The following is a 17,417-nucleotide window of genomic DNA, read 5'->3' on the forward strand; positions in this document are numbered from 1 at the left end:
TCGAAGTGGCGGGGGTTCGAAGTGGCGGGGGTTCGAAGTGGCGGGGGTTCGAAGTGGCGGGGGTTCGAAGTGGCGGGGGTTCGAAGTGGCGGGGGTTCGAAGTGGCGGGGGTTTGAAGTGGCGGGGGTTCGAAGTGGCGCCCGCGGCGGGAAGTCCGTTGGTCGGGTGCCGGGGTGAGGCGGCAGCCCTCGGTTACGGGGGGCTGTGAGGAGGGGTGGGGGTCCCAGGGGGTGGGGTGACCGGGGAAGGAGAAAAAGATCACATAGTTTCGGGTAGGACTTTTTTAGTTCGAGTAACGCCCGAAATCGGAGCGCAATAACCGCAAACCCGCCCACTCCCAGGGCGTTAGCAGACGCCCGAGCAATTCGCCGACGAAAGAGCCTTCATATCTGTTGAACCGCTGCGTAGACTCCCGGCACCGGCCAAGGTGATCCGACGCGTAACTGCGGACTCAACCGGAAGCGGCTGCCCATAACCCGGATGGCCGCCGCACCGCCCGCCGAATGATGGCTCGCCATCCGGGCAGGACGTACCCGTCTTGCCGAGGAGAACGATGTCCAGGCTCTATCTGGCCGCCGAGCCAGAATCAACGCTCACACTATCCGGAAGCAACATCACGATCGTCGTCGTGGTCGCCGCGGTGGCGCTCATCGCGCTGGCCGTCGCCGGCGGCCTCGTGCGCGAGGTGCTCAAGGCCGATCAGGGCACCGAGCGGATGCAGAACATCGCACGTGCCGTCCAGGAGGGCGCGGCGGCGTACCTCAACCGGCAGTTCAAGACTCTCGCCGTCTTCGTTGTGCTGATCCCGTTCCTCCTGCTGCTGCTCCCGGGCGGGTGGGACGTCAAGATCGGTCGATCGATCTTCTTCGTGGTCGGTGCGGGCTTCTCCGCGCTGACCGGTTTCATGGGCATGTGGCTTGCCGTACGCGGGAATGTGCGCGTGGCGGCGGCGGCCAGGACCAGCGGGGAGAAGAAGGCGATGCGCATCGCCTTCCGCACCGGTGGCGTGGCGGGCATGTTCACGGTGGGCCTCGGCCTGCTGGGCGCGGCCGTGGTCGTGCTGATCTACAAGGGCAACGCGCCCGGCGTGCTGGAGGGCTTCGGCTTCGGCGCGGCGCTGCTGGCGATGTTCATGCGGGTCGGCGGCGGCATCTTCACCAAGGCGGCCGACGTCGGCGCCGACCTGGTGGGCAAGGTCGAGCAGGGCATCCCCGAGGACGACCCGCGCAACCCGGCGACGATCGCCGACAACGTGGGCGACAACGTGGGTGACTGCGCCGGCATGGCGGCCGACCTGTTCGAGTCGTACGCGGTCATGCTGGTGGCCAGCCTCATCCTGGGCCGGGTGGCCTTCGGCGAGGAGGGCCTGATCTTCCCGCTGATCGTCCCGATGATCGGTGTGCTCACCGCGATCATCGGCATCTTCATCACCGGGATGCGCGACCGCGACCGCAACGGCATGGCGGCGATCAACCGCAGCTTCTTCATCTCGGCCGCGATCTCGGCCGTGCTCGTGGCGGCGGCGGCGTTCTGGTACCTGCCCAGCAGCTTCGACCAGCTCACCGGCACGCAGGTGCAGCTCGACGCCGACCCGCGGATCATCGCGATCGGCGCGGTGCTCATCGGCCTGGTCCTGGCCAGCGCCATCCAGCTCCTCACCGGCTACTTCACCGAGACCAACCGGCGCCCGGTGAAGGAGATCGGCGAGGCCTCGCTGACCGGCGCGGCCACCGTCATCCTGGCCGGCATCAGCGTCGGCCTGGAGTCGGCGGTCTACTCGGCGCTGGTCATCGGCGGCGCGGTGTACGGGGCGTTCCTGCTCGGCTTCGGCGACCCGACCGTCGCGCTGTTCGCGGTGGCGCTGGCCGGCACCGGCCTGCTGACCACCGTGGGCGTCATCGTGTCGATGGACACCTTCGGCCCGGTCTCCGACAACGCGCAGGGCATCGCGGAGATGTCCGGCGACGTCGACGGCGAGGGCGCGCAGGTGCTCACCAGCCTCGACGCGGTCGGCAACACCACCAAGGCGATCACCAAGGGCATCGCGATCGCGACCGCCGTGCTCGCGGCGACGGCGTTGTTCGGCGCGTTCAAGACGGCGGTGGTCGGCGAGTTGCCGTCCGGCGCGGTCTTCGGGCTCGACATCGACCAGCCGAACGTGCTGGTCGGCCTGATCATCGGCGCCTCGGTCGTCTTCCTGTTCTCGGGTCTGGCGATCATGGCGGTGGGGCGCGCGGCGATGCGCGTGGTCTTCGAGGTGCGTGACCAGTTCCGCAAGCACCCCGGGATCATGGACGGCACCGAGCAGCCCGAGTACAGCAGGGTCGTGGACATCTGCACCCGCGACTCGCTGCGCGAGCTGGCCACGCCTGGTCTGCTGGCGGTCATGACGCCGATCGCGGTCGGTTTCGCCCTCGGGTACGCGCCGCTCGGTGCGTTCCTGGCCGGTGCGATCGCGTGCGGCACGCTGATGGCGGTCTTCCTGTCGAACTCGGGCGGCGCCTGGGACAACGCCAAGAAGCTGGTCGAGGACGGTCACCACGGCGGCAAGGGCTCCGAGGCCCACGCGGCCACGGTCATCGGCGACACCGTCGGCGACCCGTTCAAGGACACCGCGGGACCGGCGATCAACCCGCTGATCAAGGTGATGAACCTGGTCGCGCTGCTGGTCGCTCCGGCGGTCGTGCTGTGGGCCGACAACGTCGCGCTGCGGGTGGGTGTGACGGTGGTCGCGCTCGCGGTCGTGGTCGGCGCGATCATCGCGTCGAAGCGGCGGTCGGTGAAGATCGAGCCGAGCACCAGCAACAGCGACCGGGAGAAGGAGCCGGTGGGTTCCTGACCTTCCGAGTCGCGAGAGTTCGACGGTACGGCCCGCGTCCCCTGAACGGCTGGGGGACGCGGGCCGTACCCATGCCTGGGCAGAACCAGAGGGACCGCCTGGCCGGAACAAGGACTCGTGCCTGGTCGGAAAAGCCGTCCTGGGCCAGGGAGGCGTGGGGGTGGCGTGGGAAACTGGGGGGATGAACGAGCAACGGCCCTCCGGTGGGAAGACGCTGGGCCTCATCCTGCTGGCCATGCTGGTGATCCTCGGCGCGATCGCCGGATTGTCGATCTGGGCCTCCAATGGCGGCTGACAAGCGCACGCTCATCCTCCTGCGGCACGCGAAGGCCGCGCAGGTCCTGGGCCTGGCCGACCGCGAACGCCCGCTGACCGACCGGGGCGAGGCCGACGCGCAACGGGCGGGCGAGGCGATCAGGTCCCGCGGCCTGGGGCCCGACCTGGTCGTGTGTTCCCCGGCGGTCCGCACCCGCCGCACCGCCGAGCTGGCCTTCCCCGACGCGGAGATCAGTTTCGAGCGCGAGATCTACGAGGCCTACCCCGACGACCTGGTCGCGGTGATCCGCCGCACCGGCGACGAGGTGCGCACGCTGGTGCTGTGCGGGCACAACCCGGCGATCGAGGAACTGGCCGGCGCCGAGCATCACATGCGACCGGGGGCGTTCGCCGTGATCGAGGTGGATTCGTCCTGGGTAGACCTCTGGCCAGGGGAGGGACGCCTGGTCGAGCGCTGGGATCCCAAGGAGCACTGACCGGGGACACACCGTATGCGGGGGGCGGCCACCAAGGCGTTGCGTGAGGGCTTCGCGGTGTCCGCGCGCCCGCCGTGGGGCTACGGCGTGCTCTGCGCGGTCGCGTTGTCCCTCCCGTTGATCATCGGCACCCTCGCCGGCCACCCGCGCGAGGGCAGCCTGGCCGCCCTCGGCGCCTACTTCACCGCGTTCGGCGACCGGTACGGCAAGCCGTACGGCGAGCGGGCCAAACGCCTGGCCGGCCAGTTGCTACTGGTCCCGGCGAGCTTCGCGCTCGGCTCGCTGCTGTCGCCCCACCCGTGGACGGCCGTGGCCACCGTCGGCCTGCTGGCGGCGGCGGGCGGCCAGTGGCCCGCGTTCGGGATCGTGCCCGCGCTGACCATGGTCATGGGCTACTACGACGCCCTCCCGCTGACCTGGGGCCCGTCGCTGCTGATGGGCGCGGGCGGCGTGCTCTACTGCGTGCTGGCGCTCGGCTCGTGGCCGTGGCGGCGGTTCGACTCGCTGCAGGAAGCTTTGGGAAGCGCCTGTACGGCTGTCGCGGACCTGCTGGAGGCGGTCGAGGCCGACGGCGAGGAGTGGGTACGGCTGCGCGGCTACGCCTTCGACGCGGTGGACGAGGCGGCGACCGCCTCGGCGGCCTACCGCAGCTCGGAGGAGCACGACGAGACCCCCGACGCCTTCGTCCGGACCCTGCAGCGCACCCTGCACGAGGTGGTGGCCCTGCGGGCACTCTGCCCGCCCCCCGAAGCGCGCGAGGCGGTCACCGCGCTGGTCGGGGCGCTGCGCGGAGCGGCGGACGGCAGCGACGCCCGGGTGAAGCACGCCATCGAGGCCGACCGGGCCTTCGGCCGCTGGGCCGAGAAACACGACCGCGACCCGCAGGTCAAGCGGTGCCTCGACCGCATCACCGCGGGAGCCAGGACCGTCGCGACGTTGTCCAAGCGCGGGGTGCAGGCGCCCGAGACCCTGCCGAGTTTCTCCTGGCCCGACCTCAAGGAGCCGCGGCACGCGCTGCGGCTCGGGGTCACGACCGCGGCGGCGATGGCGTTGATGGTCGGGCTGCACGCCGATATCGGGCGGTGGTTCGTGGTCACCGTGCTGATCGCGTTGCGCTCGACCTACGGGGACACCGTGGAGCGGGTGGTGCTGCGGGTGGTCGGCACGATGGCGGGGGCCACGGTCGCGGCGCTGCTGCTGGCGGCGGTGCCGGGGCGGTGGACGATCGTGGTGATCATCCTGGTGTTCGGGGCGCTGGGGTTCGCCCTGCGGGAGGTGAGCTACGGGTTCTGGTCGGCGCTGGCGACGCCGCTGATGCTGATGATGAGCGACTTCTCGGTCACCATCGACTGGGTCACGGCGGCGGTGCGGCTCGGGCTCACCGCGGCGGGTGGGGTGCTGGTGTTGCTGGCGGCCCGGGTGCTGTGGCCTCGGGGGGAGGCGGGGAAGATCCGGGGGCTCGTGGTCGAGGTGCTGAAGGAGCATGCGCGGCTGCTGCGGTGTCTGGCGGATCAGGACCTCGACTCGGTGCCGGAGCGGTTGTTCGAGGCGGGGAGTGCGGGGGATCGGCTGGCGGAGTCGCTGGATCGGGTCGAGCTGGAGCCTGGGCGGGGGTATCGGGCCTCGGCTCATCTTCGGGAGGTGGTGACCACGGCTCGGCGGATTCGGGATGACGCGATGGTGGTGGGGGCCTTGATGCGGGGGACCGGGCGGGGGGTGGGGGTGGGGGTGTTGGACGCTTGTGCGGATCAGCTTGAGGAGCTGGCGGAGGCGGTGCGGGATCGGCGGGATCCGCCGGAGTTTCCCGGGGAGGTGGATGAGCGGGCCGGGCGGGCGCAGAAGGCGCTCTGGCGGCACGTGGGGGAGCTTTCTGGGCAGCTTGTCGGGTAGTCAGGGGTGGGGCGGCGTGCAGGAGCATTTCCCTGGGGTGGGGGTGCTCGCCGCATTGGTGAACTAGGGCGCGCGTGGGTGGCGTTAAGGTGGCGCACGCAGGTCGCCCAAACCGGCCGCCAACCCGCCCCCCCAAACCACGGCCGCCAACCCGGCCGCTCAACCTCGGCCGCTCAACCCGGCTGCCTCGAATGGGTCGCCGTAAGAAGAAGCTAGTTCGGGGTGGGGTCTTCGGCGTCGGCGGCTTCGATTTCGTCGCGGGAGATGCCCAGCAGGTAGAGGATCGAGTCCAGGTAAGGCGTGTTCACCGTGGTGTCGGCGGCCTGCCGTACCACCGGCTTGGCGTTGAAGGCGATGCCCAGCCCGGCGGTGGCGATCATGTCGAGGTCGTTGGCGCCGTCGCCGATGGCGACGGTCTGGCTGATGGGGATGCCGGCGGCACGGGCGAAACGTTCGAGCGCACGGGCCTTGCCGGGGCGGTCGACGATCTCGCCGACGACGCGGCCGGTGAGCTTGCCGTCCACGACCTCCAGCACGTTGGCCGCGGAGTAGTCGATGCCGAGGTCGCTGACCAGCCCGTCGGTGATCTGGGTGAACCCGCCGCTGACGATCGCGAAGCGGTAGTCGAGCCGCTTGAGCGTACGGACCAGGGTGCGCGCGCCGGGCGTGAGGACCACCTCGCGGCGGACCTTGTCGAAGACCTCGGCGGGCAGCCCTTCGAGCAGGGCCACCCGGCGGCGCAGCGACTCGGCGAAGTCGAGTTCGCCGCGCATGGCCTCCTCGGTGACCCGGGCGACCTCGTCGAGACAGCCCGCGTGGGCGGCGAGCAGTTCGATGACCTCGCCCTGGATGAGCGTCGAGTCGACGTCCATGACGATCAGGCGCTTGGCCCGGCGCGAGAGGCTGATCCGCTGCACCGCGACGTCCACCTGCTGCACCGCGGCCTCGGCGGCCAGTTCGATGCGCAGGGTGTCGGGGTCGGCGCCGGAGACCTGGAGTTCGACGCAGGTGACCGGCCACTGGGCGAGCCGGTCGATGCGGTCGATGTTGGCGCCGGCGGCGGCGATGCGCCCGGCGATCCCGGCGACCGCGGCGGGCTGGAGCGGCTGGCCGAGGACGCTGACCGACAGCCGGCCGCGGCGGCGCTTCTCCTTGGGCTGGGTGCCGGTGGACAGTTCGACCTCCATGCCGAGGTCCTCAGCGACCTGCTCGACCGCTGTCCACAGGGCGCCGATGGTGCTGCCGGTGCCGGTGGAGGGCCCGCCGGCGTAGGCCACGAGCACGCCGAGGGTGAGCCGGCCGCGGATGACGACCTGCTCGATGTCGGCGACGGTCACCGGGAAGCCGGACAGGACCGAGAACAGGCGCGAGGTCACGCCCGGTCGGTCGGGGCCGGTCAGAGTGATCAGGAGGGTGCGCTGGTCCACAGCCCTCACGCTACAAGCAGGGCGCCGGGTGGTGGACGGGAGGTTCACCATACGGACGCGTGACCTTGGGCGTCCGGCCATCCAAGGGTGCGTTCATTGGACCATGTACACCGTCGGGCTCGCGCGCACCGCGGCGGACCTCATGGCCGCGCAGCGCCTTCGCCACCACGTCTTCGCCGAGGAGTTCGGCGCGAGGCTCGACTCCCCTGTGAGCGGGCTCGACGTCGACTCCTTCGACGCCTACTGCGACCACCTTCTCGTCCGGGCCGGTGACCAGGTCGTGGGCACCTACCGGCTGCTGCCGCCGGGCCGGCGCGACCGGCTCTACGCCGAGGGCGAGTTCGATCTCGCTCCGCTCAGGCACCTGGCCCTGGTCGAGACCGGCCGGTCCTGCGTGCATCCCGATCATCGCAACGGCACGGTCATCGGCCTGATGTGGGCGGGCATCGCCCGGTACATGGTCGACGGCGGCCACTCCTGGCTGGTCGGCTGCTGTTCGGTGCCGGTCGCCGAGGCCGCCGACGTGGTGGACCGGGTGCCGCTGGGGCCGGATGAGTACCGGGTCAAGCCGCTCAACGCCTGGTCGGATGCCGGGGTGCCGCGCCGGCCCGGGGCCAGGCTGCCGGCGCTGCTGCGCGGCTACCTGCGGCTGGGCGCCTGGGTGTGCGGGCCGCCCGCCTACGATCCCGACTTCGGCACCGCCGACTTCCTGGTGCTGCTGTCGATGTCCCGGATCGACCACCGTTACCTTCGGCACTTCCTGGGGGAGCGGTGAGTCCCTGGTTCCCGTCCTCGCCCTGCACGCCCGAGTTGTGCGTGCACTCGACGGCCCGGCGCGCGGCGTGGTGGCTGCGCCTGGCGCGCGTGCTGGCCGCCGTCGCCGTGGTGCTGGGCGGCGTCGTCGCCGCCCGCCTGGTCCGCGGTACGGCTCGCCGCCGCCGGGTGACCGCGGCCTGGTCGCGGTTGCTGCTGCGGTCGCTGGGCCTCCGCGTGCACGTACGGCGAGGCTTCGCCGCGTACGGCGGAGCCGGCTCCCCCAGGCCGGTCCGGGTGGCCCCCACCACGCTGATCGTCGCCAACCACGTCTCCTGGCTCGACCCCCTGGTGATCGCCGCCGCCCTGGACAGCGTGCCGCTGGCCAAGCGCGAGGTGGCGGCCTGGCCGGTGGTCGGCGGCTTGGTGGCGGGGTCCGGCGCGCTGCTCATCGATCGCGACTCCCTGCACGCCCTGCCCGGCACCGTGGACGGCATCGCCGAGACGTTGCGTGGCGGCCGGAGCGTGGCGGCCTTCCCCGAGGGCACGACGTGGTGCGGCCGGGGCGTGGGCCGGTTCCGGCCGGCGCTCTTCCAGGCGGCGCTGGACGCCGGGGTGCCGGTGCGGCCGGTGGCGCTGAGCTACCAGGAGTCGGGGCGGCCGGGTTCGACCGCGGCGGCCTACGTGGGGGAGGACAGCCTGCTGGCGTCGCTGTGGCGGATCGTGGGGACGCGCCGGCTGTCCGTCGAGGTCACGGTGCTGCCGCCGGTGACCGCGGCCGACCGGCGGCGGCTGGCCCGCGTGGCCGAGGCCGCCGTGCTGTCGGTGACCGGCCTGCCCGCTCTGGAGCACACGGGCTCCACCAGGACGCTGAGCCCGGCAGCGGCCCGGGAACGCGTGAGCGGGCCGCCGGAGAACCGGCGACCCGCCCTGGCGGGAACGTCCTAGCGGACGACCTTGGTCTTGATCTCCTTGCCGAACAGGTAGCCGGGCACGCCCAGCCGCTCCAGTTCCGCCTGGCTGAGGTCTTCCATGCCGGTGTCGACGTTGTAGCTGATGACGTACATCCCGGACTTCAGGGTGCCCTTGGCCGTCTTCTTGACGCGCACGTCGACGGAGAGGCTGAAGCCCTGACCCTTCTTCAGGTCACGGGGCAGGATGCACAGCACGCCCTTGTTGCCGTCGATGTCCTCGTTCGGCACGCAGGCGGAGCCCTTGACGCTGCTCCGGAAGTAGACGCGCTTGCCGAGGTCGGCCGCCGGCGGCAGGGCCGCGTAGACGAACCAGACGTCGGCGTTGTGCGGCCCGGCGTTGACACCCTTGATGGACAGGCGGAGGGTGCCGCCGCGGCGGACCGTCTTGGAACCGCTCACGGTGGTGTCGAAGGCGGCGTACGGCTCGTCCGCCGCCGTCTGCGCGGCCACCGGGGCAGCGGTGGTGGCGGCCGAGGCCGCCGGGGTCAGGAAGAGCGCGCCCGCGAGGGGAGCGGCGATGGCGAAGGCCGCGGCCTTGGCCAGGAGAGAACGCATCGAGGGGTCTCCGGTGGCTTGCTTAGCGGACGATCTTGGTCTTGACGGACTTGCCGTAGAACCAGGAGTTGACGCCGCCGAGCCGGTCGATCTCCTCCTTGTTGAGCTTCTCCATGCCGGTGGGAATGTCGTAGACCAGCGCGCCGAGCTTGGCCGTCGCCACGCCCTTGACCCGCTTGCTGAGCTTGATCTCGATGATCAGCCAGTCCTCGTAGCCCTTGTCCAGGGCGTACGGGCCCCAGCACCAGAAGCCGGTGGAGTCGGAGGTGCAGGCGGTGCCGTCCGGGCCCCAGGCCTTGATCTTGCCGGTGAGGCCCTTGGGGAGCTGGCCGCCGATGTAGTAGTAGTCCGCGTGGTGCGGGCCGGTGTTGACCGCGGAGATCCGGTACTTGATGGTGCCGCCGGCCTTGACCGCCTTGGGCGCGCGCACCTTGACGTCGAAGACGGAGTACGGGTCGTCGGCGGTCTTGGCGACGACTGCGGTGGTGGTGACGGGCGCCGCGGCGGCGGCCGGAGCCGCCGTGAAGAGCAGGCCGCCCGCGAGCGGAGCGAGCAGCGCGAAGGCCCCGGCCTTCGACAGCGAGTTGCGCATTACAACGTCTCCGTGAGGAAGAGGAAACGAGGTCGTCGCGAAGTGTGACCCCCCGTAAATACCGGCTTTTCCTATCATGGAGGTCAAATGTTTGCAAAGCCTATTTGTGCAGGATGAGGTGGGTGTCGCCGAATTCGTGCCACAGATATCCGGCGTCCAAAGCCGCCTCATACGCGCGTTCGAGCTGATCAGACCCGGCGAGCGCGGTCAGCAGGCGCAGATGGCTCGACCGCGGCTCGTGCAATCCCGTGATCAATCCGTTGACTACCCGGACCCCGTTCTCGGGGGTCACCACGTGCGTCGTCCACCCGGAGGTGGCGCCGGTCCAGGCGGTCGTTTCCAGCGCGCGCACCACCGTGGTGCCGACCGCGACCACCCGGCCGCCGGCCTTCCGCGTGAGCTCGACCAGGCGGGCGGTCGCCTCGGGCACCTCGAACCGCTCGGCGTAGGGCGGCTCGTCGCGCTCCGGCGAGGCGACGCCGGTGTGCAGGGTGATCGGCGCCACCGCGATGCCGCGCGAGACCAGCGCGGTGACCACCTCGGCGGTGAACGGCCGGCCGGCGCTGGGCATCTCGGCGCTGCCGGGCACGGTCGCGAAGACCGTCTGGTAGGCGTCGAGCGGCCAGTCCTCGGCCACGTAGGAGTAGCGGATCGGCTTGCCGTACCGGGCGAGGTAGGCGGGGACGTCGCGGTCGAGCAGGGCCCGCCACAGGCGCGGGGTCTCGCGCTCCAGCAGGCGCAGGGTCGCGCGGCCGGGCAGCGGCAGCCACTCGCCCGGTTCGGCGCCGCCGTACGGCTCGGTGGCCCCGCCGGGGGCGGGGCGGCGCAGCTCGACCAGCCACGTGCCGTCCTCGCGCGGGGTGGAGAAGTGCACCGACAGCCGGTCGAGGCGGACCGCGGCGGGCAGGGTGGCGGAGTTGTTGACCACCAGCAGGTCGCCGGGGTCGAGCAGGGCGGGCAGGTCGTGGAAGCGGTGGTGGGCGAGGTCGGGTCCGCGCGAGACCAGCAGGCGCACGCCGTCGCGGGCCAGGCCGCGGGCCTCGGGCGGCTCGTGCGCCTCCAGCGCGGACGGCACGGCGAAGCCGATGCTCATTGCAGGCTCACCCGGCCGCTGGCCGGCCGGCTCCTGATCAGGTCGTGCAGGGTCGCGGCGACCTTCTCCGGGTCGGTCGCGCCCGCCGCCTCCTCGGCGCCGACCGCTTCGGCCAGCATGCGGGTGTTCATCTCGCCGGGATCGACCCACCAGACCGCGAGGGCGGGCTCCTCGGCGGCCAGGACGTTCGAGAGCTGCTCCAGCGCCGCCTTGGTCGCGCCGTAACCGCCCCAGCCGGGATAGCCGCCGGTCGCCGCGTCGGAGGTCACGTTGACCACGGCTCCGCGCCGGGCCCGGAGTGCGGGCAGTACCTCTTGGGTGAGCGCCAGCGGCGCGGTGAGGTTCGTCTCCAGCAGCTCGCGGAAGCCGTCCAGCGGGTAGCCGGCCAGCGGCCGGATGCCGCCGAGCCCGCTGGCGTTGTTCACCAGCAGGTCCAGTTCGGGGACGGCGAGTGCCAGCTCGGCGCGGTGCGCCGGGTCGGCGACGTCGCCGGGCAGCGCGAGCGCGCCGAGCTCGCCCGCGACCGCCCGCAGGTCCTCCTCGCCGCGGGCGGTGAGGACGAGTGTCCAGCCGGCGGCGGCCAGCGACCGGGCCAGGGCGAGGCCGAGTCCCCGGGAGGCGCCGGTGATGAGTGCGGTGTTCGTCATGGCTCGACGGTAGGTTTCCCCCGGTCGCGGCACATCGGGCCTTGGTCCTAGGACCATAGGGTGAAGGGCGTGAGCACTCCCGACCGCGACGCGATCCTGCAGGCCGTCAGCTCAGCCGTGCTGGCCGTGACCCGCCACCTCTCGGTGCGCGAGGTGCTGCAGGTCATCGTCCGCTCCGCGCAGCGGCTGCTCGACGCCCGCTACGCCGCGCTCGGCGTGCCCGACGAGGAGGGCTCGTTCGCCGAGTTCGTGGCGGAGGGCCTGACCGACCGGCAGTGGGAGGCGATCGGCCCGCTGCCGCGCCAGCACGGCATGCTGGGCGCGATGTTGCGCGAGGGCGCCCCGGTGCGCCTGCCCGACCTGCGCCAAGACCCGCGCTTCGAGTGGTGGCCGAAGGCGCACCCGGTGATGCGCGACTTCATCGGCGTGCCGATCAAGAACGCCGAGCAGGTGCTCGGCATCATCTTCCTGGCCAACAAGCAGGCGCCCGGCGGCTTCACCCGCGAGGACGAGGACCTGCTCACGCTCTTCGCCGCGCACGCCGCCATCGCGCTGACCAACGCGCGCCTGTACGAGCGGGGCCGCGAGCTGGCCATGCTGGAGGAACGCAACCGGATGGCCCGCGAGCTGCACGACGCGGTGACCCAGAAGTTGTTCTCGCTCCGGTTGACCGCGCAGGCCGCCGCGCACCTGCTGCCCACCGACCCCGGCAAGGCCGCGGCCGAGCTCGACCGGGTGCAACGCCTGGCCGGCGAGGCGCTGGCCGAGCTGCGCGCGGTGATCGTCGAGCTGCGGCCCGCCGAGCTCGACCGGCACGGCCTGGCCACCACGCTCCGCAAGCACGCCCAGCTCCTCGACCGGCTGCACCCGGCCCGCGTCACCTTCACCTGCGACGAGCTGCCCGAGCTGCCGCCCGAGACCGAGGTCGCCGTGCTGCGCGTCGCCCAGGAGGCGCTGCACAACTCCCTGCGTCACTCCGGGGCCGAGCACGTCGAGGTACGGCTGGCCTACGACAACGGCCGCCTCGCCCTTTCGGTGCGCGACGACGGCGCCGGGTTCGAGGAGCCGGCCGCCTCGCGTGGCCTGGGCCTGGCCTCCATGCGCGACCGGGCCGAGGCGATGGGTGGCAAGCTGGTCGTGTCCTCCGGCGGGGGGACGACCGTGCTGCTGGAGGTGCCCGCTTGATCCGCGTGCTGATCGCCGACGACCACCCGGTCGTCCGACAAGGACTGCGCACCCTGCTCGACCTGCAGGACGACATGACCGTGGTGGGCGAGGCGAAGGACGGGCGCGAGGCGGTCGAGCTGGTGGCCGAGCTCGAGCCGGACGTGTTGCTGCTCGACCTCAAGATGCCGAGGCTCGACGGGCTGGGCGCGCTGGCCGAGCTGACCGGCGCCGCCGTCCGGATCGTGGTGCTGACCTCGATGAGCGACCGGTCGGACGTCGGGCCCGCGATGCGCGCGGGGGCGGCGGGTTTCCTCTACAAGGACATCGACCCGGCCGCGCTGGTGCAGGGCGTGCGGGCGGTCCACGGCGGGCAGGTCCTGCTGGCGCCGGAGGCGGCCGAGGCGGTGATGGCCGGTCAGCGCCCGGCGGCGGCGCCGGTCCCGGCTCCGCTGGTCAAGCCGGTCCCGCTCACCGACCGGGAGCGGGAGGTGCTCAGGCTGATCGCCGAGGGGCGGTCGAACAGGGAAATCGCCCGCGCCCTCGACGTGGCCGAGAAGACCGTCAAGACGCACGTCTCGAACGTGCTGATGAAGCTGGGGGTACAGGACCGCACGCAGGCTGCGCTGTATGCGGTCCGGCACGGTCTGGCCTAGCGGACCCGGTGGGGCCGGCCGGGGTCAGGTGCCCTTCTTCTTGTTCTCCTCGGTCTTGGTGGTCGGCGGGTTCCAGCTCTTGGTGACCGGAGGAGTCCAGTTCTGCTGCGGCCGGTTGGGCCGCGGCCAGATGATCTTGGTGTGCGTGGTCTTCAGGTCGTAGTGCCGGTCGAAGCTCTCGCCGATGCGGTCGAGCTCCTCCTTGTCCACGTTCTCCGCGCCGTTGGGCACGTCGAACGAGAGCACGCCCACCCGGGCGGTCGCCACGCCCTTGGTGGTCTTCTTCAGCTTGAGCTGGAACTGCAGCCAGTCGGTGTCGCCGACGTCAAGGGCGTACGGTCCCCAGCACCAGAACCATTCACCTTCCCAGGTGCACTTGCTGCTCTTCGGGCCGGTCCACGTCAGGCGCGGCTCGACGCCCTTCGGAACCTTGGCCCCGACCCAGTACCAGTTCGCGTAGTAAGGCCCGAGGTTCTTGGCCTTCAGCAGATAAGTGATCTTTCCGCCACGCTTGGTCTGTGTGTCGTACTTCACGGAGATCTTGAACTTGGAGTACGGCGGGCGGCCAGAAGCGGCCTCCGCCTGCGCGGCCGGTGTGAAGACGGCCAGCGGCGCCGCGATCAGGCTGACGCCCAATAGCGTGCCGAGAGTTCTGCGCATGGTGATGGCTCCCCGTACGGTGTAGAAAACGCCGATTCTCTAGGGGATTATTACCTAGGGCAAATATTTCGCAAAAAGTGATGATCTATCGTGATGGGCTGTAGCTTGCACAGCATTGTTCACGGCGGTCACTCTTGCGACGGGGGACACGCAGGACGGGGAGGGTTCAAGGTGCCTGACACGCACCCCTTGCAACCGGGCGATCCAGCCACCTTGGGGCCGTATCGGCTGCTCGGACGGCTGGGCAAGGGGGCCCAGGGGATCGTCTTCAAGGGGGAGAGCCAGAACGGGGAACTGGTAGCGATCAAGCTGCTCAACACCCGGCTGGACAAGCCCGGTGTCGACGCCGAACGCTTCATGCGCGAGGTCGAGGCGGCCCGCCGGGTCGCCCAGTTCTGCACCGCCCAGGTGCTGGACGCCAGCATGGAGGGCGAGAACCCGTACATCGTCAGCGAGCTGGTCGAGGGCGTCTCCCTGCAGCTCGTCGTGCAGAACGAGGGACCGCGCCGCGGCGGCGTGCTCTACCGGCTGGCCGTCGGCACCGTCACCGCGCTGGCCGCCATCCATCGCGCCGGCATCGTGCACCGCGACCTCAAGCCCAGCAACGTGCTCATGGGCCCCGACGGGCCGCGCGTCATCGACTTCGGCATCGCCCGGGCGCTCGACTCGGCGATGACCATCTCCAGCGGCGTGGTCGGCACGCCCGCGTACATGTCGCCCGAGCAGATCGCCGGGGAGCGGGTGGGGCCGCCCAGCGACATGTTCAGCTGGGCGCTGACCATGACCTTCGCCGCGACCGGGCGGCCCGCCTTCGGGCAGGACAGCCTGCCGGCGGTCATCTACCGGGTGATGAACGAGCAGGCCGACCTGTCGGCGTTGCCGGACAACCTGCGGCCGCTGGTGCAGGCCTGCCTCAGCAAGCGGGCCGAGGAGCGGCCCACCGCGGCCGAGGCGCTCTTCGCGTTGCTGGAGAACCAGGGCTCGACGCCGATGGGGGACTCCGACCTCGCGCTCACGACCGGCACCCAGGTCGCGGCGGCCGACGCCCCGGCCGAGCCGTACGTGCCGCCGCAGCCGGGCCCGCCCCTCTACCCCGGCCAGCCGCACCCCGCTCAACCCCACTCCGCTCAACCCCACCCCGCTCAGCCGCAGCCTGGTCAGCCGCACGGGCCCTACGGCGTCCCGCAGCAGGGCGGCCCCTACGGCCCGCCTCCCGGGCACCCGGTCAGCCCCTACAACCAGCCGTCCGGACCGCAGGGCGCCCCCGGCTTCGCACGCCCCGACGGCTACGGCCACCCGGCCTACCCGCAGGCCCACCCCAACCCCTCGGGCTGGACCAGCCCGTCCGGGCCGCAACCGCCCACCCACCCGGCCGGCTCACCACCCCGGCAGGCGGCTCCGCCGTACCCGATGGGTCCCGGGCAGCCCAACGACAACGACGCCTTCTTCCGCGAGGCCGGCCAGGAGGACCGCCAGGCCGGCGGCCGCCGCAAGCGGGCCGCGCTGGTCGGCGGCACCCTCGCGGTGGCGCTGGTGCTCGCCGCCGGCGTGCTGTTCGTCGCGCCCGGCCTGTTCGCCAAGGACCCGCAGACCACCAACGCGGGCGCCACGAGCAACGTGGTCAGCTCGGCGCCGCCCACCCCGACGCCCACGCCCACCCCGACACCCACCCCGACCGTGACGCCGACCCCGACGCCCACGGTCACGCCGGAGCAGCAGACGCTCGTCGCCGCCCTGGAACTCGGCAAGCAGGACGGCAAGGCGCTCAAGGGCCACACCAAGGCGATCCAGTCCTTCTCCGCCGTCACCGTCGACGGCCGCCCGATGCTGCTGTCCGGCGGCCAGGACGGCACGCTGCGGCTGTGGAACGCCGAGAAGCGCTCGCTGAGCAAGCGCCTGCGCGGGCACCGCGGCGAGGTGTACGCGGTCGCGTGCTTCACCATGAACGGCAAGCCGGGCGCGATCTCCGGCGGCTACGACGGCACGATCCGGCTCTGGAACCTGGACAAGGGCACCGGCCGGGCCCTCGGCACGCACGGCGACTCGATCTTCGCCGCCGCGGTCGGCAAGGTGCGCGGGCGCATGATCGCCGTCACCGGCGACGCCAAGGGCTACCTGCGCTTCTGGGACCTCGCCAAGCGCAAGCAGATCGGCAACAGCCTGCGCGCCCACCGCCAGGGCGTGAACTGGCTCAGCGTCGGCCAGATCGACGGCCGCACGGTCGTCATCTCGGCCAGCGAGGACCGGACGCTGCGCGCCTGGGACCTCGACAAGCGCAAGGCCTACAGCAAGAACTACTACCGCGGCCACAAGAAGGGCGTCTACTCCGTCGCCATCGGGGCCGTCGGCGACAGGACCATGGTCGCCTCCGGCAGCGAGGACGGCACGATCCGCTTCTGGGACCCCAAGTCCGGCAAGCAGCTCGGCAAGCCGCTCACCGGGCACAAGAAGATCGTCTACTCGCTCGCCTTCGCCCGCGGCGGCCAGGACGCGCTGCTGGTCTCCGGCGGGACTGACGGCACGATCCGGCTGTGGGACGCGACGGCGCGCAAGGCCACCGGCCCGATCATCAAGGGCAACCGCTCGCCGGTCTACGCCGTTGCGGTGGTGCCCGTCGACGACCAGCCGACGGTGATCTCCGCGGGGAAGGACAAGCAGATCCGGTTCTGGAAGCTGTCCACCCCCGCGTCCTGACCGCTACAGGCCCTGGGGTTCGAGGATCGCGTGGTGGGCGGCGACCTGGGCTCGCCGTACCGCCCGGTCGAGCTCGCGCAGGGCCAGGTCGCGGGTGGCGAGCTGGCCCGCGGTGAGACCGCGCTGCTCGGCCAGGCGCAGCACGACGGCCAGCCGGCCGGCCAGCGCCTGCACCCGGTGCGCGCGGGCCGGGTAGCCGGGGGCGAGCTCGGCGGCGGGCAGCCGCTCTGGCCGCGCGGCCACCGGCCCGTCGACGCCGTCGAAGGCCTGGGTCGCGGTCCGCATCACGCCCGCCAGCTCCCGTTCGGCCTCGGCGACCCCGGCCAGGTCGACCCGCACCGGACCGGCCGGGTGGACCGTGAAGGCCACCCCCCGGTAGGACGAGCCCCGCAGATCGGGCTGGGGGACCAGGCCCTGGTTGCCCTCGGGCAGCACGGCGATCACCGCCTGACCGGCGTCGATGGCCGCGGCGTTGAAGGGCGGCGGACCGGACAGGCCGAGCGGGTCGCCAGGCGCGGGCAACGCCAGCCTGAACTCGCTGAGCCCGGAGAGCCGCAGGTCTGCCAGGTGCGCGCGGAGCGACCGCGCCGCCACCATGACCGGCCCGTGGGCCTGCTCCACCTGGTCGGCCGCCTCGTCCAGGCCGACGTGCCCGGCCAGCCACGCGTTGCCCCAGGCGACAAGTGCCGTAGACACCGGCGATTCAGCATGCACGGATCCA

General features: G+C 71.8%; 15 protein-coding genes. 8 read left to right on the forward strand and 7 right to left on the reverse strand.

Going from position 1 to position 17,417, the window contains the following annotated elements; genetic code table 11:
• Window positions 1–553: 553 nt before the first annotated feature.
• The 3 genes from ACIBG7_RS30510 (at window position 554) to ACIBG7_RS30520 (ending at window position 5,481) form a co-directional block, all read left to right on the forward strand.
• A complete protein-coding gene (locus ACIBG7_RS30510; protein ID WP_357919580.1) occupies window positions 554–2,839 on the forward strand; it encodes a sodium-translocating pyrophosphatase in 2,286 nt (761 codons plus the stop codon).
• A gap of 284 nt (window positions 2,840–3,123) precedes the next feature.
• Window positions 3,124–3,591: a histidine phosphatase family protein gene (locus ACIBG7_RS30515; protein WP_357919583.1), complete on the forward strand. Its 468-nt coding sequence runs from the start codon at window positions 3,124–3,126 to the stop codon at window positions 3,589–3,591.
• A 15-nt stretch (window positions 3,592–3,606) separates the two neighbouring features.
• Entirely contained in the window at window positions 3,607–5,481 is a 1,875-nt protein-coding gene (locus ACIBG7_RS30520) for an FUSC family protein (protein WP_397338452.1), read from the forward strand.
• Between the two features lie 212 nt (window positions 5,482–5,693).
• On the opposite strand, the gene serB is transcribed toward ACIBG7_RS30520, so the two are convergent.
• Window positions 5,694–6,908, reverse strand: coding sequence for a phosphoserine phosphatase SerB (gene serB / locus ACIBG7_RS30525; RefSeq protein ID WP_357919588.1), 1,215 nt, complete (start codon window positions 6,906–6,908; stop codon window positions 5,694–5,696).
• A 103-nt stretch (window positions 6,909–7,011) separates the two neighbouring features.
• On the opposite strand from serB, the gene ACIBG7_RS30530 reads away from it, so the two are divergent.
• Both ACIBG7_RS30530 and ACIBG7_RS30535 read left to right on the forward strand, forming a co-directional pair.
• On the forward strand, window positions 7,012–7,683 hold the full coding sequence (locus ACIBG7_RS30530; protein ID WP_357919591.1) for a GNAT family N-acyltransferase: 672 nt from the start codon (window positions 7,012–7,014) through the stop codon (window positions 7,681–7,683).
• Window positions 7,680–8,609 (forward strand): lysophospholipid acyltransferase family protein, encoded by a 930-nt coding sequence (locus ACIBG7_RS30535; protein ID WP_357919594.1) that lies wholly within the window; start codon window positions 7,680–7,682, stop codon window positions 8,607–8,609. Before ACIBG7_RS30530 ends, ACIBG7_RS30535 begins: the two co-directional genes overlap by 4 nt.
• Here the strand turns inward: ACIBG7_RS30535 and ACIBG7_RS30540 are convergent.
• The 4 genes from ACIBG7_RS30540 to ACIBG7_RS30555 form a co-directional block, all read right to left on the reverse strand.
• A complete protein-coding gene (locus ACIBG7_RS30540; RefSeq protein WP_357919596.1) occupies window positions 8,606–9,190 on the reverse strand; it encodes a hypothetical protein in 585 nt (194 codons plus the stop codon). The two genes, ACIBG7_RS30535 and ACIBG7_RS30540, sit on opposite strands and share 4 nt — an antisense overlap.
• Before the next feature lie 22 nt (window positions 9,191–9,212).
• A complete protein-coding gene (locus tag ACIBG7_RS30545; RefSeq protein ID WP_357919599.1) occupies window positions 9,213–9,782 on the reverse strand; it encodes a hypothetical protein in 570 nt (189 codons plus the stop codon).
• Between the two features lie 100 nt (window positions 9,783–9,882).
• Window positions 9,883–10,875 (reverse strand): S-adenosylmethionine:tRNA ribosyltransferase-isomerase, encoded by a 993-nt coding sequence (locus tag ACIBG7_RS30550; RefSeq protein WP_397338454.1) that lies wholly within the window; start codon window positions 10,873–10,875, stop codon window positions 9,883–9,885.
• Window positions 10,872–11,522, reverse strand: coding sequence for an SDR family oxidoreductase (locus ACIBG7_RS30555; protein WP_357919605.1), 651 nt, complete (start codon window positions 11,520–11,522; stop codon window positions 10,872–10,874). The genes ACIBG7_RS30550 and ACIBG7_RS30555 overlap by 4 nt, the downstream gene beginning before the upstream one ends.
• A 69-nt stretch (window positions 11,523–11,591) precedes the next feature.
• Between ACIBG7_RS30555 and ACIBG7_RS30560 the strand changes: the two genes are divergently transcribed.
• Both ACIBG7_RS30560 and ACIBG7_RS30565 read left to right on the forward strand, forming a co-directional pair.
• On the forward strand, window positions 11,592–12,707 hold the full coding sequence (locus ACIBG7_RS30560; protein ID WP_397338455.1) for a GAF domain-containing protein: 1,116 nt from the start codon (window positions 11,592–11,594) through the stop codon (window positions 12,705–12,707).
• The gene (locus ACIBG7_RS30565; protein WP_357919611.1) at window positions 12,704–13,342 is read left to right on the forward strand and encodes a response regulator transcription factor; all 639 of its coding nucleotides are present in this window, start codon (window positions 12,704–12,706) and stop codon (window positions 13,340–13,342) included. The genes ACIBG7_RS30560 and ACIBG7_RS30565 overlap by 4 nt, the downstream gene beginning before the upstream one ends.
• A 24-nt stretch (window positions 13,343–13,366) precedes the next feature.
• On the opposite strand, the gene ACIBG7_RS30570 is transcribed toward ACIBG7_RS30565, so the two are convergent.
• Window positions 13,367–14,002 carry a hypothetical protein gene (locus ACIBG7_RS30570; protein WP_357919613.1) on the reverse strand — a complete coding sequence of 212 codons (636 nt, stop codon included), beginning with the start codon at window positions 14,000–14,002 and terminating at the stop codon, window positions 13,367–13,369.
• Between the two features lie 171 nt (window positions 14,003–14,173).
• Between ACIBG7_RS30570 and ACIBG7_RS30575 the strand changes: the two genes are divergently transcribed.
• Window positions 14,174–16,696, forward strand: coding sequence for a protein kinase (locus ACIBG7_RS30575; protein ID WP_397338456.1), 2,523 nt, complete (start codon window positions 14,174–14,176; stop codon window positions 16,694–16,696).
• A 3-nt stretch (window positions 16,697–16,699) separates the two neighbouring features.
• Here the strand turns inward: ACIBG7_RS30575 and ACIBG7_RS30580 are convergent, their stop codons facing one another.
• Entirely contained in the window at window positions 16,700–17,410 is a 711-nt protein-coding gene (locus ACIBG7_RS30580; protein WP_357919618.1) for a hypothetical protein, read from the reverse strand.
• Window positions 17,411–17,417 lie beyond the last annotated feature (7 nt).

It is taken from the genome of Nonomuraea sp. NPDC050328 (assembly GCF_044459405.1).
Taxonomy (GTDB): Bacteria; Actinomycetota; Actinomycetes; order Streptosporangiales; family Streptosporangiaceae; genus Nonomuraea.